Raw genomic sequence first — 26,740 nt, forward strand, 5'->3', positions numbered from 1 at the left:
ATTTTTTAATGAAAGACAAAAGAAAAAGAGGTATACTAATTAATACTGAGAAAAAGGAGGATGGTCAATTGTCAAAAGAAAGAGAGACCTTTGAGATCTTATTAGAGCAAATCAATGCTGGTCCTAATTTACGCCAACATCCTTTGATACAGACCGCTCAAATCAAGCAAGTCGTGGTACACCGCCAGTCAAAAGCTTGGACGTTTTACTTGCAATTTGATGCGCTGCTCCCTGTTATGGTGTATCAATCATTTAAACAACATTTGGAACTAGCTTTTAAAGACATAGCTGCTGTACGAATGGTTATTGAAGCCAAGGAGAATACCTTTGATCAACAACTGATTCAAGAATATTGGCCATTGGCCCTGGCCAATCAAAATTGTGATCGTCCACTAGTGCAGCAAGTCATTAAGAATCAGCTACCTGTAGTGAATGAAAAAAAGGTGATCCTACCAGTGACCAATGAGGCAGTGATCGCCATTTTGCAGCAGCAATATTTGCCGATCATTGAGGAAAATTACCAAACGTTTGGTTTTCAAAAGTTTCGGATCATTCCTGAAATGGATGTCAAGCAAGCGGAAGAAGCTTTAAAAGAATTGGAAGCCCGGAAAGAAGAGCAGACGGCTGCTTTCCAATTGCAAGCTGCTGAAAACTTGATTGCTCACGAACAACGGAAAAAAGAAGTCAAAGCAGTTGAGTTTGATGGACCGATTGCCCTAGGAAGAAACATTCCAGCAGATGAACCTGTAACGCCGATGATCAATATCATTGAAGAAGAACGGCGAGTGACGATTCAAGGGTACATTTTTGATAAAGAAGTCCGAGAATTACGATCGAAACGGAAGATTTTGATACTGAAAATCACCGATTATACATCCTCTTTTAGTATCAAAAAATTCTCCAATAATGAAAAAGATGAACAAATTTTTGAGGCGATCTCCAAAGGCAGCTGGGTAAAAGTACGGGGAAGTGTGCAAGAAGATACTTTTATGCGGGATCTTGTCATGAATGCGCAAGACTTGATCGAGGTAAAGCACGAGATTCGGAAAGACTATGCGCCTGAAGGGGAAAAGCGAGTGGAACTGCATCTGCATTCAAACATGAGTACGATGGATGCCACCAACAATATTAGTGACCTTGTGGCACAAGCGGGTAAATGGGGACATAAAGCCATCGCCATTACGGATCATGGTGGCGCACAATCTTTCCCAGATGCCCATCATGCCGGTGAAAAAGCAGGAGTTAAGATTTTATATGGGGTGGAAGCCAATATTGTTGATGATGGTGTTGCAGTAGCCTATAATCCTAAACCTGTTCCTTTGACGGATGCCACTTATATCGTATTTGACGTGGAAACGACCGGTCTATCGGCGGTTTATGATACAATCATCGAATTAGCGGCTGTCCGCATGCATAAAGGCAACGTGGAAGGCTCATTTGATGAATTCATTGATCCGGGACACCCTTTGTCGCGCACCACTGTCGAATTGACCGGGATCACCGATGAAATGGTTCGCGGTTCGAAATCAGAAGAAGAAGTTTTGCGTCTCTTTAGAGAATTTTCCGAAGGTGCGATTCTGGTTGCCCACAACGCTTCTTTTGATATGGGCTTTTTAAATACGAGTTATCGAAAATATGGGATTCCAGAAGCGGAAAATCCCGTTATTGATACATTAGAACTGGCGCGTTACTTATATCCTGAGTTCAAACGTTTTGGTCTCGGTGTTTTATCTAAGAAATTCGGCGTCAGTTTAGAGCAGCATCACCGGGCGATCTATGATGCGGAAGCAACGGGGCATTTGGCTTGGATCTTTGTCAAAGAAGCGATGGAAAAGCATGATATGCTGCTTCATGAAGATTTGAATCGTCACGTGGGGGGAGAGAACTCCTTTAAAGCGGCCCGGCCGTTCCATGCAACCATTCTAGCTCAAACACAAACGGGATTAAAAAATCTCTTTAAATTGATCTCCATGTCAAATGTGAAGTATTTCCATGACAAAGTGCCAAGGATCCCCCGCTCGGAATTGGTGAAATTGCGGGAAGGATTGCTTGTAGGTACTGCCTGTGATAAAGGCGAGGTCTTCGTCGCAATGATGCAAAAAGGGGTAGAAGCCGCTCGGAAATTAGCAGAATTCTATGATTATATCGAAGTGATGCCTAAAGAAGTCTACGCACATTTGATTGAGACCGAACTTGTTAAGAATGAGTCGGACTTAGAAGACATTATTCGCAATCTGATTGAGATTGGGAAGGATTTAGGTAAAGTAGTAGTAGCAACAGGCAATGTGCATTATTTGAATGAAGAAGATGCGATCTACCGTAAGATTTTGATCAATTCAATGGGGGGAGCCAATCCTCTGAACCGCCATAGTTTACCTGCTGTCCACTTTCGGACCACCGATGAAATGCTGACTGCTTTTCAATTTTTGGGGCCGGAAACCGCCAAAGAGATCGTTGTCACCAACTCTAATAAAATTGCGGATATGTGTGAGAAAGTCATTCCTGTCAAGGATGATTTGTATACACCAAAAATTCCTGGTTCTGAACAAGAGATCACGGATTTAAGTTACAATCGTGCCAAAGAGTTATATGGCGATCCTTTACCTGAAATCGTTGAAAAACGTTTGAAAAAAGAATTGGATTCCATCATCGGGAATGGCTTCTCCGTGATCTATCTAATTTCTCAAAAGCTAGTGCATAAGAGCAATGAAGATGGCTATTTAGTTGGTTCACGGGGATCTGTGGGTTCTAGTTTTGTCGCAACGATGACGGGGATCACGGAAGTGAATCCATTGGCGCCTCACTATTATTGCCCTAACTGTCAATATTCAGAGTTTTACGAGGATGGTTCTTATGGCTCCGGCTATGATATGCCTGAGAAAAAATGTCCGAAATGCGGCACTCGACTGAACAAAGACGGTCATGACATTCCGTTTGAAACCTTCTTAGGATTCCACGGGGACAAAGTACCCGATATCGATTTGAACTTCTCTGGAGAATATCAACCTGAAGCCCATAATTATACGAAAGTCCTTTTTGGTGAAGACTATGTTTATCGGGCGGGAACGATCGGTACAGTAGCGGACAAAACCGCATTTGGGTTTGTGAAAGGTTTTGAGCGAGATCATAACCTTCATTATCGAGCAGCAGAAGTGGATCGCTTAGCAAAAGGAGCCACAGGTGTTAAACGGACCACTGGACAGCATCCGGGGGGGATCATTGTTATCCCCGATTATATGGATGTCTATGATTTCACACCGATCCAATACCCTGCAGATGATATGAACTCCGAATGGAAAACGACTCACTTTGATTTCCACTCGATTCATGACAACATTTTGAAACTCGATATTTTGGGACATGATGATCCGACAGTGATTCGGATGCTGCAGGATCTCTCAGGAATCGACCCTAAAACAATCCCTACGGATGATCCGGAAGTCATGCGGATTTTTGGCGGCACGGAGGTTTTAGGGGTAACAGAAGAGCAGATTTATTCTAAAACCGGCACCTTGGGGATTCCTGAGTTTGGGACCCGTTTTGTTCGGGGCATGTTGGAACAGACCCATCCGTCAACTTTTGCAGAGTTGTTGCAGATTTCAGGTCTTTCCCACGGGACAGACGTTTGGCTAGGAAATGCTGAAGAATTGATTCGCCGGGGAGATGCCAATTTGGCCGAAGTAATTGGTTGTCGGGATGACATCATGGTTTATCTAATCCATGCTGGGTTAGATGACGGTATGGCCTTCAAAATCATGGAAACAGTGCGTAAAGGCCAATGGAACAAGATTCCAGATGAGTTGCGAGATACGTATCTGCAAGCCATGCGGGAAAATAATGTTCCTGAATGGTATATCGACTCTTGTTCGAAAATCAAGTATATGTTCCCGAAAGCCCATGCGGCAGCCTATGTATTGATGGCATTGCGGGTGGCCTACTTCAAAGTATACTTCCCAATCTTGTATTACTGTGCTTATTTCTCCGTTCGCGCGAATGATTTTGATTTGATCGCCATGTCAAAAGGCAAAGAAGCAGTAAAAGAACGAATGCAAGAAATCAATGACAAAGGCATGGATGCTTCTACAAAAGAAAAAAACTTGCTGACAGTATTGGAATTGGCCAATGAAATGTTGGAAAGAGGCTATGAGTTTGGAATGATCGATTTGTATAAATCAGATGCTGAAAACTTTGTGATCGACGGCAATAAACTGATCGCACCCCTTCGAGCAGTGCCAAGTTTGGGTCTTAACGTAGCTAAACAAATTTGTGAAGCCCGGAAAGACGGCCCGTTCTTGTCCAAAGAAGATTTGGCCAATCGAGGCAAAGTATCGAAAACATTGATCGAATACATGACAGACAATGGTGTCTTAAAAGATTTACCAGATGAAAATCAATTGTCGTTGTTTGATATGTTGTAAGCAAGTAATTTCTCATTAGCTATACAAAAAAACGATTCGAGACGCTATCTTTCTTAGAAGTGATAGAACCTCGAATCGTTTTTTATACATAGACATTTTCCCAACATATCATAATAAAATGGCTAATAATACCGGAATGTAAATCATGTAAATCAAAACAGAATAGCCTAATGAAGAAGCAGCAAACTCTTCATCTCCTTGGTAATTTCTAACTAGGATCGGCACAGAATTTTGAACAGGCATCGATGCTTGAATGATAAAGACTTGCAGCATCAATGAAGGAACTTGAATCCATTGACCAATCAGCCAAACAATCAATGGCGATAGCAGATAACGACCTACGAGGACACCGGCAAGATCCTTGGTCATACGTAAATTCTTGATGCCGCTGTAATAAACGATGATCCCAATGATGAACATGGAAAGAGGCGTAGTCAACTCAGCGAGATAACCGCCTAAACCCGCAATAAATTTCGGTAGTGGAAAATCCAGCATCATCCAGATCAAACCTACAATAAAACCAATCAATGCCGGCGAGAAGATTTTTTTCAGCACAACCAAAGGATGAAAAGAAACTTTTGCTTCGCCAAAACTAGGACTGTCTCGAGCAATCTCATAGATCCCAACCGTCCAAAACAAACTCGTGTTAACAATGTAATAAAGTAAGACATAAGGCACAGCCTTTTCACCGAAAATAGCTAAATTGATCGGTAAACCAATAAAAATCGTATTGGAGAAAGTAAACATGGTTGAGAAAGCGCCGTGATGACGGTCATTGACATGAAAGAGTCGTTGCCAAAGTTTACTGATGCCATATGTAATGGCGATGGATAATAGCGGAATGATCATTCCCGAAAATAAGGACAAAAATTCATCGCGGGTAAAATTTTTGATGATATTCAAAAACATACTCGCTGGCAGGGAAAGATTTAAAACAAGTTTTGAAAAGGTATCCGCTGTGCGGTTTGAGAACCATTGTTTAAAAGATAACCAGTAGCCGATAAACATCAAACTAAAAATCACGAAAATATTGCTATATGCTTGAAACATGAACTCACCTCTCTTTCACTATAGCGAATCTTTTTTCTATGCGCAATCCAATCAGAGAAGAATACGCGAAAAAAACAATCAAAAAAAACTATGACCAAAAACCTTCGGTCATAGTTTTAAACTTATTTGCGTTGTTGCTTGCCGGCATTACGGCCTTTACTACTTTTAGCATTCAAGTTTTTTGGTGCTTTTGGCTGTGGCTCAGCTGGGGTGACATCTTTACGAGGTGTCACGACTGTTTTCGGTGGATTAGCTTTCATCTCCGCTTCGACTTGGGCACGAATCTTAGGCTTCATGATCACATTTGTAATAAATGTTTGCAGACAGCTGAAGACCCCACCAACTACCCAGTATAATGTTACACCGGCAGGGGCACTTAATGACATGAAGACGATCATTAATGGCGAAACGATCAGCATCGTTTTCATGGTTTTCTTTTGTTCTTCCGGAATACCGATGGTTGAGATATACCCTTGTACCAAATACGAAATACCAGCGATCGCTACAAATAGGAAACTAGGTTGTCCTAGTGAAATCCCAAAGAATTCCGAATTTTGAATTCCTTGTGTGTAGCGAGCGGTAAAATACAAAGCTGAAAATATCGGCATTTGAATCAGCAACGGCAAACAACCAATTCCGCCAAACATGCTGACATTATTTTCAGAATAAATCTTTTGCATCTCTGCTTGGGCCTGCATTTGTTCTTCACGGGTGGTTGCTTTTTTCAAATTTGCTTGGGCAATATCAACCTGTGGTTTCAAGAACTGCATTTTTTCACTTTGGATCATGGTTTTCCTCGATTGATGGATCCCGAGGGGTAAGATAATGAGGCGAACAACGATTGTCACAGCGATAATTGCCCAACCATAAGACCAATCGAAGTTTTCTACCAGCATGGTGATCAAATTACCTAATGGTTTCACTAAGAAACGATAGATCATGCCGTTTTCATTGGGTGTACCATCAGAGTTTGTGCTGACACATCCAGATAAAGTCAGTAAAAGTCCTAACAATCCAGACGAGAGCAGCCATTTATTCATTTTTGACATTCTTTTCTTCCTCTTCACTATAAATTTAGACAAAAATAACTATACTAAAAAAGACTGACTATTTCAATGTACAAAAGAAAATTCATTGAAAAATCAATCTTTCGTCGTAGATTTAGTACCCATATTCAACTACAAAGCTGGTTCTTTCTTTGATAGATGGATCTTCTTGGATTTTTGTTCGGGTTACTCTACCTGCAGGAGACGGGGAGTCCTTGATTGCTTCGATAAATTCGTCCACTTGATCTACTTCACCAATCGCTTCGATCATCACTGAACCATCTGATTCATTCTTGACCGAACCTTTGATACCCATGCGATCAGCTAACATTTTGGTCGTGTAGCGGAATCCTACGCCTTGGACCCGACCTTCAACTTGGATACGTATTTTTTTCATCAACTGCCACCTCGTTTCAATCATTCCTTATGCTATATGATAGCGGTTTTCCAGCAAAAGAACAAGTTTCATCTTTCGACTCATGCTATAATAAAGCGAGGTGAACGGGATGAAGGAAATTCTTTCAAAAAAAAATACATTGATCAAAGAGGTCAAAAAACTCACGCAAAAAAAGTATCGTAATCAAACCAACACGTATATAATAGATGGCTGGCATTTGGTGCAAGAAGCGATTGCTGCATCCGCCCCGATCCACTATTTATTTGTTACTGACAAAGGAATCCAAGAAAGTGGCCAACAGTTGAAGGATTATCAAGACAAAGTATTTCGTATCTCCGATGAGGTAGCTGCTTTTCTCTCAGATTTACCAACCCCACAAGGGATCTTTGCAGTGATTGAAAAAGAACCGGTTGACGAAGTGCTTCAGGGAAATTGGCTGATTCTCGATAATGTCCAAGATCCAGGCAACGTTGGCACGATGATTCGGACAGCTGATGCGGCTGGCTTTTCTGGGGTGTTTTTAGGAACTGGTACAGCTGACAGCTATAGTACAAAGGTTTTGCGCAGCATGCAAGGGAGCAACTTTCATTTGCCGATCCTAGAAGGAGAAGTGCCTGCTTTCATCCAAAAATTAAAAGCACAAGGAACTATGATTTACGGGACGGAACTGAACAAAGAGGCCGTTTCCTATACGGATTTGCCTAAAACTGGCACAGCAGCCTTTATCTTAGGAAATGAAGGACAAGGGGTACATCCAGAAATTCTTAAACTGACAGATCAGAATGTCTATATTCCTATCTATGGGCAAGCAGAATCGCTGAATGTCGCTATTGCTGCCGCTATTTTAATGTACGATTTTGTTCGCTAGACTTTTTAAGGAACTGTTAAACTCAAAGGGATGCATTGGATTCTCCTAGAATTCTATCTAAGCTGATGCTATACTACTATTTGTAAGAATAAGCAGTATCAAAAAGGTGGCAGGCAAAATCTATGACAGAAAAATGGCAAGAAGATAGCGAGTATATGTCTTATGTAGCAGATTTGTTAGAGACAGAAGCTGTAAAAAAATTAGCCAATTTTGTACAACATATGAATTCCACACGTTTAGAACATTCCATCAGCGTTTCTTATTACAGTTATAAGTTGGCAAAGAAATGGGGCGGAGACGCTCGTGCAACCGCTCGGGCTGGATTACTGCATGACCTTTTCTATTATGATTGGCGTACAACCAAATTCGATGAGGGAACTCATGCTTATATGCATCCCCGAATTGCCGTAAAAAACGCAGAGAAAATCACTGAATTAAATGATTTGGAACGAGACATTATTTTGAAACATATGTGGGGCGCAACGATTGCACCACCCCGCTATAAAGAAAGCTATATCGTAACTATGGTGGATAAATATTGTGCGGTGAAAGAAGCATCAGAGCCAATGACGCAAGCCATGAAAGCGAAATGGCAACAACGGTTTTGGCATAAACAACGACCAACACATCTCTGATCAAACAGGCAAGCGCCCGGATTCGGAAGGAACTTCTGAATCTGGGCGCTTTTTTTGCTTTTCTGGCAATTGATCACTGGGAAAAATCGATCTTCTATCTGTAATGCGTTTAGGGCGCTGTTTCAAAGAGAAGAAAGAAAAAATCAGCTAGGACTACTCCTAACTGATTTTGAGTGATGAATTCGCCGCCGATGCTAGCAGCTAAAAAGCTTATTTAGCTGGGACAGGAGTTTCCTGTGACTCATGAGCGAATGTCCCTAGAAGGGGCATTTGCGCTAGTTGCCAAAGAAAAACTCAAGCACAGTCATTAAAATGAAGAGCAATGCGATCCCGCTAATGGCTAGCATATGTCTTTTTTTGTGCATGAACAAAATGGCGATGTACTCCCGCAAAAAAGCATTTGGCAAGTAGTAAAAGGCAGTGCGGGAACCGATGCCGTCTGCTTTGACGTGTGCTTGATCAGCGTACATTCCTGCCCGAAAAATATGATAGTTATTTGACGCAAAGATTGCATGATAGCCTTCAGGACGTAACGAATCCATGATTTCTTTTGAAAATTTCATGTTTTCGTAAGTCGTTGTCGAATTGGCTTCGACTAAAATCTCACTTTCAGGGATCCCTTGACTAACGGCGTATTCTTTCATTGCGACTGCTTCAGGAATTTTTTCATCGCTTCCTTGACCGCCAGACATCAAAAGACGTGGGGCTGTTTTCTTTGCGCGAAATTGCAGATGATAAAATTCGATGGCTTTATCGATTCGCTGTGCTAACAGCGGAGAAACTTTTTCTCCATTGAGCAGGCCTGCGCCTAAAACAATAATAAAGTCTTGATCATAACGAGGGTGGTTAAACTGGTAAATGATTGAGATCGATAAAAAGTTGAGAAAAACCACAAAAAAATAAAGTAATGAAACGGGAAAAATCGTAAATAAGACACTGACCCAGTTAGGTAGGTTATGCAGAAAAGAATCTGAGAACAATAAAATCGTCAGCACAATAGCGAGGACCAAAGTCAATAGATTGGCCAATGAATGGGATTCTCGCCGTAACACAACGATTGAATTCCAATAGAGAAAAATAACCAATCCGTATAGCCCAAAAAGAAAAACCAGCAAAAAGCCAACCAGTGCGACTGCTAAAATCCCACCGACTAAAATATCCTCTGTTCGATAAAGATTGACCAGCAAATAAATCCCAAAACTTAAAATGAAGAGGTTAAAAAGCAAGCCATTTACCAAGCGATGCTTGTTCTTAAAATAGGAATACAAAAATATTCCCGCCAAGCTGAGAGGACCAGCAATAAAGAAACTCCCCGTTAGTAATTCTGTAATCGCTAAGTAAATCAGTAGTGCAGTGATGGTCCAACAACATTCAAAGAAAAAGACATCCGGATCATCTTTTCTCTTTCGATACCAAAAAACAAAAATTGCTCCTAAGAGATAAGCAATACTAAAAAGCCCAATTCGCGTAAAATCCATTCTTTTCACTCCTTTAAATCTAAGAACAGTATACCTAATTTTGGAAGAAAAAGCTTGCGGATGTGGTCAAAGTTGCTGAATTTTCTTGTATTCGCTACAATGGATAGAGAAGAAAGAAGGAGGCGCAAACATGGAATTAGGTGAAGTGGTTCGAGTAACACTGCCGGCATTTTTTGTGGTCGGAAAAGAAGGAAAAGGTCTTGCAGAAGAAGGGCCATCATGGGTACCAGCACTGTGGGATCTCGCAACCAAAGACTTTCAAGAAATCGAATTTCTACTTGACGATCAAGAAGCAGAGAATTTGCACTACTGGGGTTTGATGAGTGATGGCGATAACTGGCTAGAACCATGGCAAGAAACCGGCCGATACTTGGCGGGTGTCCAAGTCACTACGGATGATTTTCCGCCAGTGGGTTGGGTCCGTTGGCAAATGCCAGAGATGGAATATCTGGCTGTTAAGACAAATGCGGCTAACTTGAATATGATGACCGAAAAGATGCTGACAGATGTTCTTCCGGAAAACAATGTGCAACTGGCAGCAGCTATTCAAGAACACTATCTGCCTAGTTTTCAAGAAGGAGAAGTAGAGTTGTATTTTCCGATTGAACCGATTGCTCCTGTTGTGACGAAAGAAGAATTGCTTTCATAATAAAAAACTTCCAGTTTTTGGGAATCACCGGAGTTGTCGGTAATCCCAAAACTGGAAGTTTTTTTAAAAGAGATTCGTAAAGAAGTTCGTTACTGACCGCCAGCCAATAACAAAAATATTTGCTTTTTCAACAGCTTGTGTGGTAACCAGCTCAGTGGTAGGCATTTCACTATCCTCCAAATAACCGAATGGATCCGCAGGAATCGTTGCCGTCACTTTTCCTAAAACAGTTTCCTTTTCAATAGGAGCAGAGACAGCATCTTCGCTCATCGTCTTGTTGTAATCGATCGCAGTCGTGAAATCTTTTGAGTCCATATCTTTACGTACCCAAAGCGATAGATCATCTTTGACTGCTACGGGAACAGTGAGTTCTTTCCCATTTTTTACAGCGACTGTTTTCGTATTTTCAAGCTGATCACCAGCAGATAGCACAGGAACTTGTTTCCAGACATCGAAAGAATAATCCATGAGTTTACCTGTTTCAGTAAAACGCACACTAGGATTTTCAGCATGGCCATTCACATTTAAGACGACAGTGATGATACGCTGACCGTTTCGCACAGCCGTTCCGACAAAGCAGGCACCGGCTAAATCAGTTGTTCCGGTTTTTAAGCCGTCCACACCGTCTTTTGCATTGATAAACCCTGGAAGCATCCAGTTCCAGTTGACCATTTCCACTGGCGAATAAGAACCTTCACCGAATGTTTTAGTAACAGTGCTGGTTACTTCCAATACTTCTGGAAAGTCTTGCAGCAAATGCCTTGCGACGATTGCGACATCTTTGGCAGATAATTCATTTTCATCGGTGGCAGTGGAACCAGGATAGATATTGTCTCCAAGATAAGTATTGTTCAGTCCGGAGGCATTGACGATTTTGGCATCCGTGATACCCCATTCAGAGAGTTTGGCTTTCATTTGATCAACAAAAGCAGATTCTGATCCAGCGATTTTTTCAGCTAATGCGACAATTGCCGCGTTGGCCGATTGAATATAACTCGCATCGTAAAGGTCTTTGACGGTGTATTGCACATCGCGATGCAAAGGCACATTGGATAAATCAGGGGTGACACTGAGATCTGCTGCGTACTGTGAGATTTCTACTGGATCCTCCCAAGACAGCTTGCCTTCTTTGACTTGTTCCGCAACAAGATAGAGACTAATGATTTTTGTCATTGAGGCGATGCCCATAGGGGTTTCGCCCTCTTGATCATATAAAATCTTACCGGTAGTGAAATCCACCGAAAACGCTGCTTTTGCATCAATGGAAAAGTTTTTGATTTCTTCTGGGGTAAACGTGATCTCCTCCGCATGGGAGATCAATGGGATTCCGGCAATAAAAAAGAGGGTGGCAAGACCCGCAATCAATGAGTACCAGATTTTGGCTAATTTCTGCATAGGTAAACTCCTTCGTTTCTGTATCTAAATCAAAAGTTTAACAAAGAGTTTCCAGACTTGCAATACTCTTCAAGAAAGTTCAAAAATTCATAAGATGCTGGTTTTCTTCTTACTGATCCTCTAGGCTAAAGTTTTCTTACAGTGAGGATAAATTTAGGCAAAAAAAAAAGACTGCGAGATAAGCAACAAGTTGTATCCGAACAAATAGAGACTAGCTCGTAGAAAGCCTAGAGAGCAACCGCAATTAGCACTTGCTGAATCCCAGATGCTCCGGCATGATCTTCGGATATTCAGTTTGTTGAACTTATGGCACAGACTCGTTTTTTTCAGATAAAGCGATCAACGAATACGATCTCTGGGATCCTGACTTACTTTTACAGGTACTTTTACTGCTCTTGTTTCGTGTTGCATCAATTGTCGAGCAAGCAAAAGTGATCCACCAAGTAATGCTGCTAAACCAAAAATTGAAAATAGTGAAACAAATGTCGCTAACATAAAAATCCCTTCTTTCTGTTTTAATTAATGTGGAAGGTAGGAATCGAACCTACACCTTAAATTATGAACGATCAACTATCACTCAACGGAACACCTTGTTCAACCACTTCTTATTATTATAATAGCATGAATTTGCAAAATTTGCTGGTAAAAAATCTGAGCATTTATAGGTGAAATCATGAAGAAAGTTTGAAGAAATCAAGCAATCTTCGTCAATAGGTAGTAACAATCTTCTGCTTCATCGTAAAGAGTGAAGTGTTGGTCTTTTTGCTCGATGATCAGATGGTAACCCAATGCGTCTAATAAAACCAATCTTGATGGTGTTAGCTCAACGATGACGGTAGGAGAAAGTTTGCCATTGATCAACAGTGAATGCTCGCTAGTGATCTCAATAGATAGGGTGTCTTTCGTTTTTGAGGTGAATTGCCATTTTCCCACATATTGTTGTCGGGGTTCTATTTTTTGTCTTTCTTTTCTTAGTATGAGTGAACTGGCGATACCGGTCAAAAGTGACAGACCAATCAACAGTGAACGTTTTTTCACATTTTCACTTCCATTCCTATCTTTGATGAAATTAGTATACCATGGGGAACAAAGAAATCCTCCTACTTTGGTCGGAACTTTAAAAGTTTTTAAGTGTAAAACTCCTTCGCTTGCTGAAAGAGGGATTTAGAGCAAGCGGCCATGATCTCAGTGGGAATGGTCCCCATGTGACATACATAGGACCGATGAATACTAACTAGAAGAGATGCCTTGTGGTAAAATCTCATAGAAGGGTCTCGTAGTATGGCGATGATTTTTTGAATTTTTTCAGGAAAAAGCAATTTATGAAGCGCTGCTTAAAAAAGGGAGATCAGCCAGTATCAACGATTCTGTTTTCGATTGCTGGCTTTAAGCAGGGCTGTTGTGGGAGAGGGGAAGAAATGGAGTATCCAAATAGTCACTTGGCTCGTTTTATTATTCGCGAAAATCGCTTTATCGCTCGCTGTCAGTTGCTGACTGGTGAAGAAGTAGTGGTGCATGTCAAAAACACCGGCCGGGGAAAGGAAGTCCTTGTGCCGGGAGCATTGGTCAGCTTGCAATATTGGGATAGTCCCAAGCGAAAAACCAAGTATGATTTGATTGCAGTCAAAAAGGGGGATCAATGGATCAATATCGACAGTCAAGTGCCTAACCGTTTGGCGTATGAATCGTTACTAGATGGCACCATCCGTTTGCCTCATATCAAGGGGAATCTAACCCTGTTAAAAAAAGAAGTGACGTATCACCAATCAAAATTTGATTTCTATTTTGAAACAGATGCAGAAGAAAAAGGCTTCGTAGAAATCAAAGGGATGACTTTGGAAAACAAACGAGTGGGTGCTTTTCCAGATGCCCCCACCAGTCGTGGGCTGAAGCATGTGAGCGAACTGATCGATGCCAAGCAAGAAGGGTACTATGCTGCGGTATTATTTGTCGTGCAATTTGAACATGTGGATGTCGCGACGATCCATCGCGCCATGCAGCCAGAGCTAGCAGAAAAAATTAGGCAAGCAATAGCAGACGGAATCGAAGTTTTCGCGTATAATTGTCTTGTGGAGGAAACAAGCATTTCCATTCATCAGGCAGTGCCCTTTGAACTCACGGCTGCCTTTGAAGATCCGAACTGACAAGAAAAGAGGGAATAGGAATGATTCATTTAGGGATAATTGGTACAAATTGGATCACGGATCAATTTGTCCAGGCTGCGCATGAAACGGGTCGCTACCAATTAGTGGCTGTTTACTCAAGAAAGTTGGCGACGGCTCAATCTTTTGCAGAAAAATATGGAACAGTGACTTGTGTAGATGATTTAACGGCTTTCTTTCAACTAGAAGAACTAGATACTGTTTATATCGCATCACCTAACAGTCTGCATTTTGAGCAGGCCAAGCAAGGCATTTTGGCTGGGAAAAATGTGATCGTGGAGAAGCCGGCTTTTTCAACACCAGCAGAAATGGCAGAAATTATTGAATTGGCGAATCAAAAGCAAGTCTTATTCTTTGAAGCAGCGCGGAATATCCATGAAAAAAGTTTTGCTACCATTGCGGCTTTCCTACCGGAAAAAGGCAATGTGATTGGTGCAAACTTTACCTATATGAAATATTCCTCCCGCTATGATGCTGTTTTAGCAGGAGAAGAGCCGAACATTTTTTCAACTCATTTTTCAGGAGGTGCCTTGGCGGACTTAGGGGTCTATCCAGTGTACGCAGCACTGGCTTGGTTTGGCAGACCCCAAAATGTTTATTATTTTGCCCGGAAAATTGTGACGGGTGTTGATGGAATCGGTACGATCATTTTACGGTATGAAACCTTCGACGTAACCATTCAAACGGGCAAAATCGGCAATTCCGACTTGAAATCAGAAATATATTTTGAAAATGGGACATTGGAATTAAATGCCATCAATGCCATTGAGCAAGCGGTATTTTATGACCGTACCCATAATGAAACAGTGTTACCAGTGACCGCACAAGCAAATCCGATGGTAGAGGAAGCCGCAGATTTTGCCGCAGTTATCGAAAATAAAACAGATCCTCAACTGGGTGCTCGTTATGAAGAATGGATCGAATTGGCTCGCAATGTCAATGAAGCCATCTATCTTATGAGAAAACACGCAGAAATCACCTTTGATGCAGACAAAGAGTAAGGAATGGAATGTATGACAGCAACGTATTTATCAGAAGTTTGGCAAAAAAAGTGGCAGGATAGCGGCTTTTCTGCTCCTTCATTGATTCAAGAACGGGTTTACCCCCTCTTAAAAGCAGGACAATCAGTAGTAGGCGTTTCGCCGACAGGTTCAGGGAAAACATTGGCCTATTTATTACCTTTATTGGAAGCAGTCAAAGTCGGCGAAGGCAATCAGCTCTTGATTTTGACCTCTTCTCAAGAATTGGCGATGCAAGTTACACAGGTGGCTCGGGACTGGGCCCAGTTGTTAGATTTACAGGTTTTACCATTGATTGGTGGGGCAAACACGAAACGACAAATTGAAAAATTAAAGACGAAACCAGAAGTTTTGGTGGGGACACCGGGACGGGTATTGGAATTAATCAAATTAAAAAAAGTCAAAACTCAACAGATTCAAGCGGTCGTCTTGGATGAAGTCGATCAGCTCTTAAAAGAGGGCGCCTTTGGCCTTGCCAGCAAAATTTTAGCGCTTATTCCAAAACAGGCGACTCGCAGTTTCTTCTCTGCCACTGCCAATGAAGTGCTAAAAGAGATAGAAATGGTTTCAGAAACGCCAGAAATCATCGATGTGACAAAGGAAGACCAAAGCAAAGGGTTGATCCATCATTATTATTTGAATTATCCAAGTCGTAAATTAGTGGATGCTTTGCGGCGGTTGGCTTATTTACCAGATTTTCAAGGGTTGATTTTTTTCAATGAGCTTAGCGCATTAGGAAATGCCGAAGAAAAGCTCCTCTATCATGGATTGCCGGTTGCTTCTCTGGCATCGGATCAGAACAAATTGACCCGCCGCGCTTCATTAGATGCTTTCCGACAAGGGAAAATCTGTGAATTGCTGACCACTGATGTTGCTGCTAGAGGACTAGATGTGGATCAGTTGGGCTATGTCGTCAATACCGAGGTTCCGAAAGAGAAAGAAGCTTATCTGCATCGAGCAGGTCGTGTGGGACGGATGGGGAACGAAGGAACAGTAATCACCATCGTTCAAGACCACACCGTAAAGGATTTGAAAAAAATCGCTACGCAATTAGACATTTCGTTGCAAGAAGTTTTCTTACACGGAGGTGCTCTTCACACAGAACAACCAGAAACAAAACCTGAGTTGAAAAAAGAGCAAAGTGTGCAGAAAAATTCCAGAAAAAATACTGAAAAATTACACACTATGCCTAAAAAAACCAAGAAAAAGCAAAAAAGCCAAAAAGACAAAGGCAAAAGACGCCATTGAGCGTCTTTTTGTGTTACTATTAACGTTGGTTAATTACTAGTGTGTAATATTGAGGGGGCATTTTCGTGAATTCAAGGAAAGAAGAAATCTTTCAGACGATCGAACTGCACAAACAAGGTTTGACAGCCATAGAGGTGGCGGAGATCTTACAAATCGATCGCAGCAATGCAAGCCGTTATCTCAGTGAATTATTTAAAGAAAATAAAATCAGTAAACGCGCCGGGCGGCCAGTGATCTATGAGCCGTTAAATGAAGAAGTTCATGTGGATGTGTCCTCCGAGGTCAGTTTTGAAAGCCTTGTCGGGGTTCATGCCTCATTAAAAGTGAGTATCCAGCAAGCAAAAGCTGCCATTTTATACCCTCCTCGGGGACTCCATACGATTATTTTCGGAGAGACGGGAACCGGGAAATCATTATTTGCGGAGTGTATGTATCATTTTGCTGTGGAATCAAAAATGTTGAAAAAGGATGCGCCATTTGTTGCTTTTAACTGTGCGGACTATGCGCAAAATCCCCAATTACTATTCGGTCATATTTTCGGGATCCGTAAAGGAGCTTATACCGGTGCTGCAGAAGATAGTCCCGGATTGATGGCAAAAGCCGACGGGGGGATCTTGTTTTTGGATGAGATCCATCGCTTACCACCAGAAGGACAGGAGATGCTGTTTACCTTTATCGATAAAGGGGTCTATCGTCCTTTAGGGGAAAGCAATCAAGTCTACGAAGCGTCCGTGCAAATCATCGGTGCCACCACAGAGTCTTCGGAAAGCTTTTTGACAACATTCAATCGACGAATTCCAATGGCGATCACATTACCAAACGTGGAAAGCCGTTCACTGGATGAACGTTATGAAATCATTTCCTTATTTATTAAGCAAGAAGCGACGCGACTCAACCAGAGAATCGATGTTGAACGGGATGCCATCTTGGCTTTTATGCTGTATGAAGCAGAAGGCAACATCGGTCAAATCAAGCGCGACTTGAAACTCGTCTGTGCCAAAGCTTTCCTGCATTACCGAACCTATAGCAAAAAGCATTTATTGATTCGTAAGGAAGACTGCTCGCTGCAAGTCCAAAAAGGATTGCTGAAGATCAAAGAAATGGCGGAACGACTGGATCGCTTTTTAGAAGGCAAAGGCGATTTCTTGAGTTTTGAACCTGGCGATCAAGATGTTGTTTGGTCACAAGATCCACAAAGAAATATGCAAGTGTATAATGAAATAGAAGAAAAAGTCACTAGCTTGATCGAAACAGGTGTGGCAACGATCGATCTGGAAAACTTGATTTCCAAAGATGTGGATGCTTACTTTGAAATGTATGTAGAAGAGCTGACACAAAATCCTGTCCACAAAGAGTTGATTCCAGAAGACATTTGGAAACTGACGAATCATCTCTATGATATCGCAGAGCAGAAATTGGATCGTACATACAATGAAAAGGCTCGCTTTGCTTTTGCTCTTCATCTCCAAAGTACGTTAGAGCGGGTCAAAGAAGGGCATATGATCGTCCACCCAGATTTGAATACGATTCGGAAAAACTTGAAATCCGAGTTTCAAGTAGCGATGGATTTGTCGACGATCATTGAAGAAGAACGCCATGTGGAAATTCCTTTTGATGAAATCGGTTTTATTAGTATGTTTTTAGCCATCCAAGTAAAAAAACAATCCGTCATTCCCCTTGAGAAGGTGGAAGTGATCGTATTGATGCATGGAAAAGCGACTGCCAGCAGTATGTTAGAGACCGCACAGGAACTTTTGGAGACCACTAGCGGTTATGCGATGAATATGTCGTTGGACACCGAAGTAGGGGCGATGTACGAAAAATTATTGGCTTATGTCTCTAAGAACAAAGAAAAACTAAGTAATGGGCTGTTGCTTTTGACTGATATGGGTTCGCTGAATTCTTTTGCAAATCTTATCTATGAAGAAACGGGGATCCGAACGAAAGCCATTTCGATGTCTAGTACCATGATCGTGCTGGAAGCATTGCGGATGGCAGAGAATGGCCGCAGTCTTGAGGACATTTACCAAAATATCCAACGCTCCTTTGAGACGATCATTCAAGAACAGTTCCGTACCGTTCGTGAAGCCAAGGGCAATAAAAAAGCCGTCATCGTTACTTGTTTTACCGGCGAAGGAGTGGCAGCCAAGCTGTATCAACGAATTTACCCAGTCGTCGATCAAGAGAAGGTTGAAATCATTCAGATGCAGTTTATTGAAAAGGAAACTTTCAAGAAGCACATTGATGGATTGCTGGAAGAATACGAGATCAAAGCCATCGCGGGCACAGTAGATATCGATTATCAAAACATCCCTTTCTTTTCAGCCTATGATGTCTTTGATGACGAACGGTTGAATGTGTTGAAGCGAATCGTTTCTGATGAGGTTCCCATCGAGAAAATCGTCCGTTCGTTGGAAAGTACGATCACCCATGTGGGCTCGGTCTATCATTTGATCGAGAGCTTGCAACGCATCGTTCATCAAGTTCAAAACCAGTTGCACGTGACTTTGGAACCAACAGTAGACGCCGGGTTAGTGATCCATCTTGCTTTTCTGGTGGAGAGCAATTTGAAAAAGGAACCTTCCCGAGCGTTCAAGGATTTAGCCAACTTCCAAAAACGCTATCGTATCGAGACCGATGTGTTGCGGACGAATTTGCTGCAAATCGAAAAAAATTATCAGATCAAAATATCTGAGGACGAGATTGCCTATCTTACACAGATGTTTTTAGAAAACGAAATAAAAAATCATCATGAATCCGCACACAATATTAGTGTGTAACGAAAAAGTGCAGAAGTGTGTAAATGAAAATTGGTGCAGACCATTGTTAAATCAAGGTTTGCCCTTTTTTTATTTTGGCACGCTTTTTGCTTTATAGTTAAGTGTAAATAATAATTTAGAAAGGAGTGACAAAGATGGCGAAGAAAACGATTATGCTCGTATGTTCTGCTGGCATGAGTACTAGTTTGTTGGTAACGAAAATGCAAAAAGCGGCTGAAGCAAAAGGAATGGAAGCAGATATTTTTGCAGTTTCCGCTTCAGAAGCAGATCAACATTTAGAGTCAAAACCGGTAGATGTTCTATTGTTAGGCCCACAAGTACGTTTTATGAAATCACAATTTGAGCAAAAATTGGCACCTAAAGGGATTCCTTTAGAAGTCATCAACATGGCAGATTATGGCATGATGAATGGCGAAAAAGTTTTAGCACAAGCAGAAAGCTTAATGAAGTAGTGAAGTAAGAGGAGGATTTTTTGATGGACGAGCAAAATTTGGAAGCCATTATGGGTTTGATCATGTATGGCGGAAATGCAAAAAGTGATGCAATGGAGGCAATTGCGGCAGCCAAAGAAGGAAATTTTGAATTGGCGGACCAAAAGATTGCGGATGCTGAAGCATCTTTAGTCGAAGCACACCATTCACAAACTGGTTTGTTGACACAAGAAGCACAAGGAAACCATATGACTGTGACCTTGTTGACGGTTCATTCGCAAGACCATCTAATGACATCGATTGCATTTACAGATCTAGCGAAAGAAATCATAGATATTTATCGACGTATGACTAACGAATAATCTTTGAACGGATAGAAGGAGTTATTTGTTGATTTTATCTCTTAGAAAAATCTTCTTTGGCGAATAGAACTTATAGGAGGACATAAAAATGGATGGATTAACGAGTTGGATGGAGAAATACATTCTCCCCGTAGCAGCGAAGATTGGTGCACAAAAGCACTTAGTAGCGTTGCGTGATGCGTTTATTGGGACAATGCCCGCGACAATGGCTGGTTCGATCGCCGTAATGATCAATGCGATCATTCGTGACTTGCCGCCACAGTTTTGGCCGGATTATGATGCAAGTACGATTCCAGTTATACGTGAAATTATTAGTATTAATGGGTTTGTTTGGAATGGTACGCTTGCTGTAGCAGGTTTGGTTTTTGCTTTTTCATGGGGCTATAACCTAGCACGAGCATATCGTGTCAATGACCTTGCCGGCGGGATCGTCGGAATGGCGACATTGATTCAAGGGATTGCTTTTTCTTACAGCACATCTGTTGCAACAACAGTTCCTGCAAACTTGATGGATGAAATCAATGCTGGGACAGCAACAACTGGCTGGTCTGCAACAGCAGATGGAATTACAGCTGGCGGTTGGGGTTGGTTAAATTTAAACCATCTAAATGGAAATGCTTACTTTACTGTAATGATTATGGGTGCAATTTCAGTTATCATTTTCTGTAAATTAATGTTGGCCAATATTACCATCAAAATGCCAGATTCTGTTCCACCAGCAGTTTCAAAAGCTTTTGCCGCAATTTTACCGGCAACGATCGCTTTGTATGTTATTGCTATTATTAACTTTATTGTCGGAAAACTTACGGACGGACAATTGATTATTGATCTCGTTCAAAAATACATTGCTGAACCATTCTTGGGATTGTCTCAAGGGTTAGGTGCAGTCTTGATCGTTACTGTTTTCGTACAAATCTTTTGGTTCTTTGGTATTCATGGTCCAAACGTATTGGCACCAGTTTTGGAAGGTGTTTGGGGTCAAGCTCAATTGATCAATATCGATATTTTCCAAAAAGGATATGACGGAAAAACAGGTACAAGCGCCGTCTTAGCGGCTATTGAAGATGGCAAAGCGTATATGTGGGTTCGTGGTTCATTCGATGCTTTTGCATGGTTTGGCGGTTCAGGAGGAACGATCGTTCTGTTGATCGCAATCTTAGTATTCTCGAAACGTGCAGATTATCTAACGGTTGCTAAATTGTCGATCGGACCTGGTATCTTCAACATCAATGAGCCAGTAATGTTCGGTTTGCCAATCGTATTGAATGCGATCATGTTCATTCCATTCATTATCGCACCGCTTGTTGCTACAACAATTGGTTGGTTAGCTACTTACTTTGGTTTGGTCGCACCCGTTTCTCAACAAGTTACTTGGGTGGTACCGCCAATGCTGTTATCATTCTTGGCAACAGGAGCTGACTGGCGTGCACCGATCGTTACCTTAGTATGTATGGTGGTAACCTTCGCTATCTGGGCACCATTTGTTATTTCAGCAAACAAAATCGATCCAAAATTAGGCGAATAGCCCTTTAATCGAGAGGAACTGCTATCGCTTCATAGGTTGAGGTAGCAGTTCTTTTCATTTTTGAATACCGCATCACACAAGTTATCAAGGAGGAATAAAGATGATTTCAATCGCAAGTGCTATGCAACAGGACGCAATCAAAGAGTTATTAGAAGGGTATAACGAGGACGGTGTATCTTACACTTTCAAAGAAAAACAAGGGATCAAGCTGATTTTTACTACAACTGCTGACGATTCAGAAGCAGCCGCTAAAAAAGCAAAAGAATTGATCAAAGCGCAACCATGGGGATCTGTGCTATACTTTCAAGCAGCAGCTGTTTAATCTCTTTTTTTGTAGGGATGTCAGGGACTATTAAATAGATAGGGATGAATCAAAATGATAAAAAACGGCTTATTTTTGTGTAGTATCGGGTTGCTTGTAATTTTGTATAGCATGAACCCAAGCAATATGCGTTTAGACATTTTCAGTTTCACCACTGGAATTGCTTTACTGATAGGCGGCGGTTTGTTGTTTATGAAAGGCAAGAAAAAAGCTGATCAATCAAATGGAGGACAGTCTAAATGAAAATTGAAAAAACATTGAACGTTCCAAGTCAAGTCTTTTTCGATAAGATAATCGACTCAGTAATCTTTGATATCCGCAAGGCAACAGGCAAAACCGTTTCTCGCAAACAGTTGGCCGGTTATGAGTACGTCAAGGAATTTTCAGCCTCCAGTCGTGCAAAAATCAAAATTGAGGAACTTATCGAAAATCAAGTCTATCAGTTTCGGACAGAGACCACAAAGAATGAATTTGTCGTTCGTTATGAAATATCAGCGCTTAACGACAAACAGACAAAAGTGAGTTATACTGAAACGATGAAGTCATTTGGCATTTTACAGCAACTGAATGATATGCTCTTGGGAACGATTTTAGGTTATTTCAAGCGCAAACAATTCAAAAAAATGCTGGTTATGATGGAAGAATCATATTAAAGGGGTCCTGTGACGCCTTTTTTGTGTTTTTAGGGAGTATTAGGAGGAATTTGGATGAGTGATGTACGTAAAATGAGTGAAGCAGGTCCACAAGAAGTGTTGGACTTAGTGGCTTATGCTTTTCAATGGGAGTTAAGTGAAAAAAATAAAGAGCGTTACCGCTTATTAGCAGAAAATTCATGGAACTATGGCTCTTATGATGAGCAGGGAAAATTAGCCAGTCAAATTATGGCTACCCCCTTTTCCGTTGATTTCCATGGCATAAGCTATCCGATGGCAGGAATTGGGTTTGTTGCCTCTTATCCGGAATATCGGAGTCAAGGAAGGATCGATCGTATCATGGCTCGTATCTTGGAAGATTGCAACGAGCAAGGCATTATCCTATCCTATCTGGCCCCCTTTTCTTTTCCGTTTTATCGTCGCTATGGCTATGAATATGTCTTTGAACGTATGGTCTATGATGTTCCGGCACATGAGTGGGCAGATAGTCCTAAAGTAACAGGGACGATCCAACGCTTGCCTTGGACAGAAGCCAAAGATGTGATCCACGAGATTTATCATGCCATGCCAAGACATAAAAAAGGGGCATTGCAACGAGCAGACTGGTGGGAAACCATCAAATTTACGTATCGCAAACCTTATACTTTTGCCATTTATCGCGATGCCGCTGGACAGGCCACAGGGTATTTGATTTATACGATCCAAGAAGGAAAATTCATTATTGAAGAGTGGGGATATCTGAATATCGAAGCTTATCATGGGTTAAATCGGTTGATCGTTTCCCATGCGGATTCCGTTGCTCGAATCATTTATCAGCCTAGTTTCGACAATGACATTCGTCAAGCAATTGCTGCTAAACCGATGGCACACTATCAAGTCAGACCAGATATGATGGCGCGAGTGGTCAATGTCAAAGGCTTCTTGAAAGACTATCCTTTTACGTATCAACAAGATGGCGCCTTTGCTATTGCTATTCAAGAAGACAAATATGCCCCATGGAACAACGGCATTTACGAAGTTGCTATTAAAGATGGCCAGCATTCAGTGGAAAAAGTAGCCCATACCCAGTTACCGATGCTAAAAGCAAGCCCCCAACGTTTTGTTCAAATGTTTATGGGTTACCAAACGATTGAAACAATGGTCTTCTTGGAACAATTAGCGGCCGACGACGCTGCTATAGCTAGTATCAAATATAATCTTCCAACAGGAAAACCAATATTAGAAGACTATTTCTGATTTATTGGAGAATTCTGAACCAACAATCCTCTCTGATCCCTCGCTTGTGTCTGAAACAGACATTCTTTAAAAAAGTGCAGATCGATCAGAGGGATTGTTTTTTTGGCCGTAATTGTCAACTTTGTCTCTTAGAAAAAAAGGATTGGGGTGGGGGAATATTGTTTCAAATGTGCCCTTCTTTTGCAGTAAAAACAAAAAAACTCTTGACTGGCAAGAGTTTAACACGGTCTATCGGACGCAAACGTTCCCTGCCGGAATCGAACCAGCAACTAATCCTTAGGAGGGACTTGTTATATCCATTTAACTAAGGGAACACAACAAACCTATTTTACCTGTAAATTCTTCCTCCTGCAACCCTAAGTCATAGTTATTTTTCTTGATTGCCAATGAGAACAGACTGGAAACATTGTAGAGACAATCGTTTTGCTTTATGGATAAAAATAGGCATGGTACACTTTAAGTGTAACCGATCAAGTAGGAGGTAATGTTGAATGGTAAAATTTGGGAAAGCTTTTTTGTCACAATTAACAACTGACGGAATCAAAGGACCATTTGTCACGATCATGCTAAATACTCATGTGGGTCACCAGAATGTCGAGAAAGATCAAATCAAATTCAAGAACTTTGCCAAAGAAGCAAAACGACGATTTGAGAAGAAATATCCCGAGCATTCATGGCACAAAATTCAGGAAAAAATGGATGCGTTGCTTGCAGATCAGACGTTTTGGCGCAGCAGCACTAAAAGTGTTGCGATAATTTTTACCCCAGAAGTAATGTTGGTTCACCGTTTGAGTATTCCTGTAGATGATCAATACTATGTCGGCGATACACCGTACCTGTTAGCGATCATCAAAAATGCCCAGTTTAATTATGCCTTTTATCTGCTTGCATTGAATCGGGACTCGATGAAATTGTATCGTGTGGAAAATAAACAAGTTACTGAAGTGGAATTGCCAAAAGACGCACCTATCGACATTGAGACTGCTCTTGGAGAAGAAATCAGTGGGGGCGGCGACTTCAACTATAGTGCACAAGGCGGTCCCAATAGCTCTGGCGAAGGCGTTGCCTATCATGGCTTTAGTGCCAAAGACGAAGAAGTTGAAATCGATCACGTCAATTACTATCAAGCGGTAGACAATTATTTTAAAAATGAATTTCCAAATGAAGAAAATTTACCACTTTATCTTTTTGCACTCCCTGAAAACCAAACATTGTTTAAGAAAATTGCCAAAACAAGTTACTTCAAAAAAGAGGCGTGCATTGCATCATCACCTGCTTCATTATCCCCACAACAAATTGCGGAGTGTGGGCAAAAACTGATTGATGATCTGAAGCAAAATGAAATTGCTTCTTACAACAAGCTGCTCGATCGCAAGTTCATGGATCAGTTAGTGGATATCGTCCCAGCAGCAAAAGAAGGACGAATTGCACAGCTCTTTATCGCGACTTCGAATTTAGTCGATGGGTTTGGCGAAGATCCCGACACGGAGTATGACCGTCGACAAGTCTTGAATGAATTAGCTAAAAATGTATTGGAAAACAGTGGAGATGTTTTTATCGTAGAGCAAAAAGAGGCACCGGATGAAAAGAGTTTAACCGCGATTTTGCGGTATTAGTTTTAAGCAAAGGGTAGAAGTCAAAAAAAGGGAGCCGATGGGCTGCCTTTTTTTGTTATAAAACACCGAAAAAGTTAAGAAATAATTGCGTTTTCATTTTTTTTACGTTAGCCATAGTCAGAACAGAAAAACTGTGCTATAATACGAAGTGTAGTTTTTGTTACGGTAATTTATGGTAGCTTGTTTCATTTTAAAACATCTCCCACATTTTCACCATATACAAGTAATTGCAAAATATGTGTTTTAACACAAGGAGGATTTTTTATTATGGAAACAGGTACAGTAAAATGGTTTAACTCAGACAAAGGTTTTGGTTTCATCACTGCAGAAAACGGAAACGACGTATTCGTTCACTTTTCAGCTATCCAAGGTGACGGCTTCAAAACTTTAGAAGAAGGTCAAGCAGTTACTTTCGATATCGAAGACGGACAACGTGGCCCTCAAGCTACTAACGTTAACAAAGCGTAAACTTAACTTTTACCTATCAGAGCAGCCTAGCTGCTCTTTTTTTGTGTCTTGAATGTGACAAAAGAAGCAGTCTACTTCAAGGGAGAGTGGTTGTGATGACTCAACAGAGTCAAGATTTGTTCGTCTTTTGGGGATTTGTTATACTTGAAAGAAAAGGGAGGTTTAGTGATGGGACTAAATGAATTTATTTTGGGGCTGGCAAATTTGGAAAAAATTCAACGGGCACCAGGGTTCTTTAAGTTTACAGAACATAGTGTTGCCGCTCATTCGTTTCGAGTCGCAATGATTGCTCAGACATTAGCGGACATTGAGGAACAGGCGGGAAATTCCATCAATTGGCAGATTCTTTATGAGAAAGCCTTAAATCACGATTACACCGAACGATTCATTGGTGATATCAAAACCCCTGTCAAATATGCTAACAAAGAGTTGCGACAAATGCTTTCCACAGTAGAAGAAAAGATGACGGATACTTTCATTGAAGAAGAGATTCCAGAATCACTTCAGCCTACGTATCGTCGCAGATTAGCTGATGGGAAAGATGATTCCTTGGAGGGACAGTTATTGGCGATTGCCGATAAAATTGATTTGCTCTATGAATCCTTTGAAGAAATTTCCAAAAGCAATCCAGATAAAGTCTATAAAGAAATGTTTCGTGAAGCCGTGATGACAGTCAAACAATTTAACCAGCGGCCCAGTGTAGCCTATTTTTTTAAAGCAGTTTTCCCTGAGCTATTGAACGCCGATTTTTATGGAAGAGAAAATTTTCTAGAAGAAATCGCCAATCTTATCAAAGACGAGAGTCTATAAAAAACAAGCAAGAATCAGGCATGAGAATGCGCGCCTGTTTCTTGCTTGTTTTTCAAATTCATTTATAGCAATGATTCTGCGCCATCCACATAAACCTCTGTTCCAGAAATATTGCTTGCCTCTTCGGAAGAGAGAAACAAGACCAGATGGGCTACTTGTTCCGGAATACCGG

25 protein-coding genes and 1 tRNA gene are annotated in these 26,740 nt (G+C 41.3%); 18 read left to right on the plus strand and 8 right to left on the minus strand.

Annotation, left to right across the window (positions count from 1 at the left end):
- The first annotated feature begins 68 nt into the window (after window positions 1–68).
- Window positions 69–4,418: a PolC-type DNA polymerase III gene (locus tag Q0A12_RS03010; protein ID WP_291291230.1), complete on the plus strand. Its 4,350-nt coding sequence runs from the start codon at window positions 69–71 to the stop codon at window positions 4,416–4,418.
- A 108-nt stretch (window positions 4,419–4,526) separates the two neighbouring features.
- Here the strand turns inward: Q0A12_RS03010 and Q0A12_RS03015 are convergent, their stop codons facing one another.
- The 3 genes from Q0A12_RS03015 to Q0A12_RS03025 form a co-directional block, all read right to left on the minus strand.
- Window positions 4,527–5,468 carry an AEC family transporter gene (locus Q0A12_RS03015; protein WP_291291231.1) on the minus strand — a complete coding sequence of 314 codons (942 nt, stop codon included), beginning with the start codon at window positions 5,466–5,468 and terminating at the stop codon, window positions 4,527–4,529.
- Window positions 5,469–5,590: 122 nt separating this feature from the next.
- Window positions 5,591–6,517 (minus strand): membrane protein insertase YidC, encoded by a 927-nt coding sequence (yidC, locus tag Q0A12_RS03020; protein ID WP_291291232.1) that lies wholly within the window; start codon window positions 6,515–6,517, stop codon window positions 5,591–5,593.
- A 112-nt stretch (window positions 6,518–6,629) separates the two neighbouring features.
- Window positions 6,630–6,911 carry an acylphosphatase gene (locus tag Q0A12_RS03025; RefSeq protein ID WP_291291233.1) on the minus strand — a complete coding sequence of 94 codons (282 nt, stop codon included), beginning with the start codon at window positions 6,909–6,911 and terminating at the stop codon, window positions 6,630–6,632.
- Between the two features lie 109 nt (window positions 6,912–7,020).
- Between Q0A12_RS03025 and Q0A12_RS03030 the strand changes: the two genes are divergently transcribed.
- Together Q0A12_RS03030 and Q0A12_RS03035 are read left to right on the plus strand one after the other, a co-directional pair.
- Window positions 7,021–7,779 carry an RNA methyltransferase gene (locus Q0A12_RS03030; protein WP_291291234.1) on the plus strand — a complete coding sequence of 253 codons (759 nt, stop codon included), beginning with the start codon at window positions 7,021–7,023 and terminating at the stop codon, window positions 7,777–7,779.
- 122 nt (window positions 7,780–7,901) lie between these two features.
- Window positions 7,902–8,414, plus strand: coding sequence for an HD domain-containing protein (locus Q0A12_RS03035; protein ID WP_291291235.1), 513 nt, complete (start codon window positions 7,902–7,904; stop codon window positions 8,412–8,414).
- Between the two features lie 275 nt (window positions 8,415–8,689).
- On the opposite strand, the gene Q0A12_RS03040 is transcribed toward Q0A12_RS03035, so the two are convergent.
- A complete protein-coding gene (locus tag Q0A12_RS03040; RefSeq protein WP_291291236.1) occupies window positions 8,690–9,892 on the minus strand; it encodes a YdcF family protein in 1,203 nt (400 codons plus the stop codon).
- A gap of 130 nt (window positions 9,893–10,022) precedes the next feature.
- Between Q0A12_RS03040 and Q0A12_RS03045 the strand changes: the two genes are divergently transcribed.
- Window positions 10,023–10,541: a GyrI-like domain-containing protein gene (locus Q0A12_RS03045; protein WP_291291237.1), complete on the plus strand. Its 519-nt coding sequence runs from the start codon at window positions 10,023–10,025 to the stop codon at window positions 10,539–10,541.
- A gap of 63 nt (window positions 10,542–10,604) precedes the next feature.
- Here the strand turns inward: Q0A12_RS03045 and Q0A12_RS03050 are convergent, their stop codons facing one another.
- The 3 genes from Q0A12_RS03050 to Q0A12_RS03060 all read right to left on the minus strand — a co-directional run bounded on the left by Q0A12_RS03050 (window position 10,605) and on the right by Q0A12_RS03060 (window position 12,974).
- The gene (locus Q0A12_RS03050; RefSeq protein WP_291291238.1) at window positions 10,605–11,936 is read right to left on the minus strand and encodes a serine hydrolase; all 1,332 of its coding nucleotides are present in this window, start codon (window positions 11,934–11,936) and stop codon (window positions 10,605–10,607) included.
- Window positions 11,937–12,275: 339 nt separating this feature from the next.
- Window positions 12,276–12,431 carry a hypothetical protein gene (locus Q0A12_RS03055; RefSeq protein ID WP_291291239.1) on the minus strand — a complete coding sequence of 52 codons (156 nt, stop codon included), beginning with the start codon at window positions 12,429–12,431 and terminating at the stop codon, window positions 12,276–12,278.
- A gap of 198 nt (window positions 12,432–12,629) precedes the next feature.
- Window positions 12,630–12,974: a DUF4828 domain-containing protein gene (locus Q0A12_RS03060; protein WP_291291240.1), complete on the minus strand. Its 345-nt coding sequence runs from the start codon at window positions 12,972–12,974 to the stop codon at window positions 12,630–12,632.
- A 380-nt stretch (window positions 12,975–13,354) separates the two neighbouring features.
- Between Q0A12_RS03060 and sfsA the strand changes: the two genes are divergently transcribed.
- From sfsA to Q0A12_RS03115, 11 genes are all read left to right on the plus strand, one after another.
- Window positions 13,355–14,080 (plus strand): DNA/RNA nuclease SfsA, encoded by a 726-nt coding sequence (gene sfsA, locus Q0A12_RS03065; RefSeq protein WP_291291241.1) that lies wholly within the window; start codon window positions 13,355–13,357, stop codon window positions 14,078–14,080.
- A 20-nt stretch (window positions 14,081–14,100) separates the two neighbouring features.
- On the plus strand, window positions 14,101–15,099 hold the full coding sequence (locus tag Q0A12_RS03070) for a Gfo/Idh/MocA family oxidoreductase (protein ID WP_291291242.1): 999 nt from the start codon (window positions 14,101–14,103) through the stop codon (window positions 15,097–15,099).
- Window positions 15,100–15,111: 12 nt separating this feature from the next.
- Window positions 15,112–16,365, plus strand: a complete 1,254-nt coding sequence (locus Q0A12_RS03075; RefSeq protein ID WP_291291243.1) for a DEAD/DEAH box helicase — start codon at window positions 15,112–15,114, stop codon at window positions 16,363–16,365.
- A gap of 65 nt (window positions 16,366–16,430) precedes the next feature.
- Window positions 16,431–19,145, plus strand: a complete 2,715-nt coding sequence (locus Q0A12_RS03080) for a sigma-54-dependent transcriptional regulator (RefSeq protein WP_291291244.1) — start codon at window positions 16,431–16,433, stop codon at window positions 19,143–19,145.
- A 134-nt stretch (window positions 19,146–19,279) separates the two neighbouring features.
- Window positions 19,280–19,597, plus strand: a complete 318-nt coding sequence (locus tag Q0A12_RS03085) for a PTS sugar transporter subunit IIB (protein WP_086275072.1) — start codon at window positions 19,280–19,282, stop codon at window positions 19,595–19,597.
- A gap of 23 nt (window positions 19,598–19,620) precedes the next feature.
- Window positions 19,621–19,938 (plus strand): PTS lactose/cellobiose transporter subunit IIA, encoded by a 318-nt coding sequence (locus tag Q0A12_RS03090; RefSeq protein WP_291291245.1) that lies wholly within the window; start codon window positions 19,621–19,623, stop codon window positions 19,936–19,938.
- 88 nt (window positions 19,939–20,026) lie between these two features.
- On the plus strand, window positions 20,027–21,463 hold the full coding sequence (locus Q0A12_RS03095) for a PTS sugar transporter subunit IIC (protein WP_291291246.1): 1,437 nt from the start codon (window positions 20,027–20,029) through the stop codon (window positions 21,461–21,463).
- 100 nt (window positions 21,464–21,563) lie between these two features.
- The gene (locus tag Q0A12_RS03100) at window positions 21,564–21,785 is read left to right on the plus strand and encodes a hypothetical protein (RefSeq protein ID WP_291291247.1); all 222 of its coding nucleotides are present in this window, start codon (window positions 21,564–21,566) and stop codon (window positions 21,783–21,785) included.
- Between the two features lie 54 nt (window positions 21,786–21,839).
- Complete coding sequence (locus tag Q0A12_RS03105; protein ID WP_003126909.1) at window positions 21,840–22,028, plus strand: DUF3188 domain-containing protein; 189 nt, start codon at window positions 21,840–21,842, stop codon at window positions 22,026–22,028.
- Window positions 22,025–22,438 carry a DUF3284 domain-containing protein gene (locus Q0A12_RS03110; RefSeq protein ID WP_291291248.1) on the plus strand — a complete coding sequence of 138 codons (414 nt, stop codon included), beginning with the start codon at window positions 22,025–22,027 and terminating at the stop codon, window positions 22,436–22,438. Before Q0A12_RS03105 ends, Q0A12_RS03110 begins: the two co-directional genes overlap by 4 nt.
- Before the next feature lie 54 nt (window positions 22,439–22,492).
- A complete protein-coding gene (locus Q0A12_RS03115; RefSeq protein WP_291291249.1) occupies window positions 22,493–23,674 on the plus strand; it encodes a GNAT family N-acetyltransferase in 1,182 nt (393 codons plus the stop codon).
- Window positions 23,675–23,916: 242 nt separating this feature from the next.
- On the opposite strand, the gene Q0A12_RS03120 is transcribed toward Q0A12_RS03115, so the two are convergent.
- Window positions 23,917–23,988, minus strand: a tRNA-Arg gene (locus tag Q0A12_RS03120).
- A 177-nt stretch (window positions 23,989–24,165) separates the two neighbouring features.
- On the opposite strand from Q0A12_RS03120, the gene Q0A12_RS03125 reads away from it, so the two are divergent.
- The 3 genes from Q0A12_RS03125 (at window position 24,166) to Q0A12_RS03135 (ending at window position 26,568) form a co-directional block, all read left to right on the plus strand.
- Window positions 24,166–25,290, plus strand: coding sequence for a hypothetical protein (locus Q0A12_RS03125; protein ID WP_291291250.1), 1,125 nt, complete (start codon window positions 24,166–24,168; stop codon window positions 25,288–25,290).
- A 267-nt stretch (window positions 25,291–25,557) separates the two neighbouring features.
- Complete coding sequence (locus Q0A12_RS03130) at window positions 25,558–25,758, plus strand: cold-shock protein (protein WP_086275065.1); 201 nt, start codon at window positions 25,558–25,560, stop codon at window positions 25,756–25,758.
- Window positions 25,759–25,926: 168 nt separating this feature from the next.
- The gene (locus tag Q0A12_RS03135) at window positions 25,927–26,568 is read left to right on the plus strand and encodes an HD domain-containing protein (RefSeq protein WP_291291251.1); all 642 of its coding nucleotides are present in this window, start codon (window positions 25,927–25,929) and stop codon (window positions 26,566–26,568) included.
- Window positions 26,569–26,740: the final 172 nt, after the last annotated feature.

The sequence above is a fragment of the Enterococcus sp. genome, assembly GCF_022711995.1.
Taxonomy (GTDB): Bacteria; Bacillota; Bacilli; order Lactobacillales; family Enterococcaceae; genus Enterococcus_D.

What these genes read in the sequence shown, in the direction of transcription:
- Q0A12_RS03015 (WP_291291231.1), bottom strand. Translation starts at nt 5,468, where the DNA reads ATGTTTCAAGCATATAGCAATATTTTCGTGATTTTTAGTTTGATGTTT.
- yidC (WP_291291232.1), bottom strand. Translation starts at nt 6,517, where the DNA reads ATGTCAAAAATGAATAAATGGCTGCTCTCGTCTGGATTGTTAGGACTT.
- Q0A12_RS03025 (WP_291291233.1), bottom strand. Translation starts at nt 6,911, where the DNA reads ATGAAAAAAATACGTATCCAAGTTGAAGGTCGGGTCCAAGGCGTAGGA.
- Q0A12_RS03030 (WP_291291234.1), top strand. Translation starts at nt 7,021, where the DNA reads ATGAAGGAAATTCTTTCAAAAAAAAATACATTGATCAAAGAGGTCAAA.
- Q0A12_RS03035 (WP_291291235.1), top strand. Translation starts at nt 7,902, where the DNA reads ATGACAGAAAAATGGCAAGAAGATAGCGAGTATATGTCTTATGTAGCA.
- Q0A12_RS03040 (WP_291291236.1), bottom strand. Translation starts at nt 9,892, where the DNA reads ATGGATTTTACGCGAATTGGGCTTTTTAGTATTGCTTATCTCTTAGGA.
- Q0A12_RS03045 (WP_291291237.1), top strand. Translation starts at nt 10,023, where the DNA reads ATGGAATTAGGTGAAGTGGTTCGAGTAACACTGCCGGCATTTTTTGTG.
- Q0A12_RS03050 (WP_291291238.1), bottom strand. Translation starts at nt 11,936, where the DNA reads ATGCAGAAATTAGCCAAAATCTGGTACTCATTGATTGCGGGTCTTGCC.
- Q0A12_RS03055 (WP_291291239.1), bottom strand. Translation starts at nt 12,431, where the DNA reads ATGTTAGCGACATTTGTTTCACTATTTTCAATTTTTGGTTTAGCAGCA.
- sfsA (WP_291291241.1), top strand. Translation starts at nt 13,355, where the DNA reads ATGGAGTATCCAAATAGTCACTTGGCTCGTTTTATTATTCGCGAAAAT.
- Q0A12_RS03070 (WP_291291242.1), top strand. Translation starts at nt 14,101, where the DNA reads ATGATTCATTTAGGGATAATTGGTACAAATTGGATCACGGATCAATTT.
- Q0A12_RS03075 (WP_291291243.1), top strand. Translation starts at nt 15,112, where the DNA reads ATGACAGCAACGTATTTATCAGAAGTTTGGCAAAAAAAGTGGCAGGAT.
- Q0A12_RS03085 (WP_086275072.1), top strand. Translation starts at nt 19,280, where the DNA reads ATGGCGAAGAAAACGATTATGCTCGTATGTTCTGCTGGCATGAGTACT.
- Q0A12_RS03090 (WP_291291245.1), top strand. Translation starts at nt 19,621, where the DNA reads ATGGACGAGCAAAATTTGGAAGCCATTATGGGTTTGATCATGTATGGC.
- Q0A12_RS03095 (WP_291291246.1), top strand. Translation starts at nt 20,027, where the DNA reads ATGGATGGATTAACGAGTTGGATGGAGAAATACATTCTCCCCGTAGCA.
- Q0A12_RS03100 (WP_291291247.1), top strand. Translation starts at nt 21,564, where the DNA reads ATGATTTCAATCGCAAGTGCTATGCAACAGGACGCAATCAAAGAGTTA.
- Q0A12_RS03105 (WP_003126909.1), top strand. Translation starts at nt 21,840, where the DNA reads ATGATAAAAAACGGCTTATTTTTGTGTAGTATCGGGTTGCTTGTAATT.
- Q0A12_RS03110 (WP_291291248.1), top strand. Translation starts at nt 22,025, where the DNA reads ATGAAAATTGAAAAAACATTGAACGTTCCAAGTCAAGTCTTTTTCGAT.
- Q0A12_RS03115 (WP_291291249.1), top strand. Translation starts at nt 22,493, where the DNA reads ATGAGTGATGTACGTAAAATGAGTGAAGCAGGTCCACAAGAAGTGTTG.
- Q0A12_RS03125 (WP_291291250.1), top strand. Translation starts at nt 24,166, where the DNA reads ATGGTAAAATTTGGGAAAGCTTTTTTGTCACAATTAACAACTGACGGA.
- Q0A12_RS03130 (WP_086275065.1), top strand. Translation starts at nt 25,558, where the DNA reads ATGGAAACAGGTACAGTAAAATGGTTTAACTCAGACAAAGGTTTTGGT.
- Q0A12_RS03135 (WP_291291251.1), top strand. Translation starts at nt 25,927, where the DNA reads ATGGGACTAAATGAATTTATTTTGGGGCTGGCAAATTTGGAAAAAATT.